This is a genomic window from Rathayibacter tanaceti, assembly GCF_001634385.1.
In the GTDB taxonomy this organism is placed as follows: domain Bacteria; phylum Actinomycetota; class Actinomycetes; order Actinomycetales; family Microbacteriaceae; genus Rathayibacter; species Rathayibacter tanaceti.
Genome location: NZ_LIIN01000262.1, coordinates 1 through 1217 on the forward strand (window position 1 = coordinate 1; position 1217 = coordinate 1217).

Below are 1217 nucleotides of genomic sequence, written 5' to 3' on the forward strand. Positions count from 1 at the left end.
CGACCGAGCCGGCGGCGCGGCAGGTGCCCGCGGCACGGGCGGCGCGGCGGATGCGGCGTTCACCGGGTCTCCTCCGTCTGCGCTGCGGGGTCCGCGGCCTCCGGAGCAAGAGGTGCGCTGGTCGCGGCGGAGTCCTCACCCCCGACCTCGTGGATGTCCTCGGGCAGCAGGACGCGCAACTCGTCGAGCGTCGGCTCCTCGACGTCGCGCAGACGCCACGCGTGACGCGCGATCGCCGTGTCGAGCATGTTGCGCACCCAGCGTCCATTTCCGAACGCCTCAGTGCGCTGCTGCGCGGCGGCGAGCTCCGCGAAGGCCGCGAGCGCCGCCTCCGTGGGCTCGAAATCGGCCGAGGACGCGAGTCGCGCGAAGATCGCCGAGAGCTCGTCGTCGCTGTAGTCGGCGAAGTCGATCGTGGTCGAGAAGCGGCTGGCGAGGCCGGGGTTGGTGTCCAGGAAGCCCTGCATCGGGCCCGAGTAGCCGGCCACGATCACGACGAGGTCGCCGCGGTGGTCCTCCATGTCCTTGACGAGCGTGGTCACCGCCTCCGCGCCGTACTGATCGAGAGCGAGCGCGTAGGCCTCGTCGATGAAGAGGACGCCCCCGCGCGCCGACGCGATGACCTCGGCGGTCTTCGTCGCCGTCTGCCCGAGGTAGCCGGCGACGAGCTCGGAGCGGTCGACCTCGACGAGCACCCCCTTCGAGAGGATGCCGAGCGAACGGTAGATGCGCGAAACCAGGCGTGCAACCGTCGTCTTGCCGGTGCCCGGATTGCCCGTGAAGACGAGGTGGCGGGTGAGGGTCGGCGTGCTGAGACCGGCAGCCTGGCGGAGGGTATCGATGCGGAGCAGCTGGGTCTGACGCTTGATCTCGCTCTTCACCCGCTCGAGGCCGATGAGCGCGTCGAGCTCGGCGAGCAGATCCTCGATCGCCTCGGCGGGCTCGAGGGGTTCCGGCTCCTCCGGCTCCGACGGCTGCGGAGCAGCCGGTGCGGGTGCTGTCTCGTCCTGCGGACCGTCGTGCTCGGCGCGGCGCAGCGCGCGAGGATCTCGTCGACGCCGGGGACACCGGCGGGGAGGTCCGCGCTCGACGTCGTGCCCGCATCGGGAGCGCTCACCCGGGTCGTGCTGTTCGGCGTCGTGCCGCCGGGGGCCGACGTGCTCCGGGAAGCAGCTGCTCCGACCGCGGCGAGCTGCGCCGCGGCCGTCGCGGAGGCA

General features: G+C 72.3%; 1 protein-coding gene. It reads right to left on the reverse strand.

Annotation, left to right across the window (positions count from 1 at the left end; translation table 11 throughout):
• Positions 1-59: 59 nt before the first annotated feature.
• Positions 60-1217 (reverse strand): AAA family ATPase (locus ACH61_RS15510; RefSeq protein WP_153038953.1); only part of this gene is annotated, 1158 nt, incomplete at its 5' end.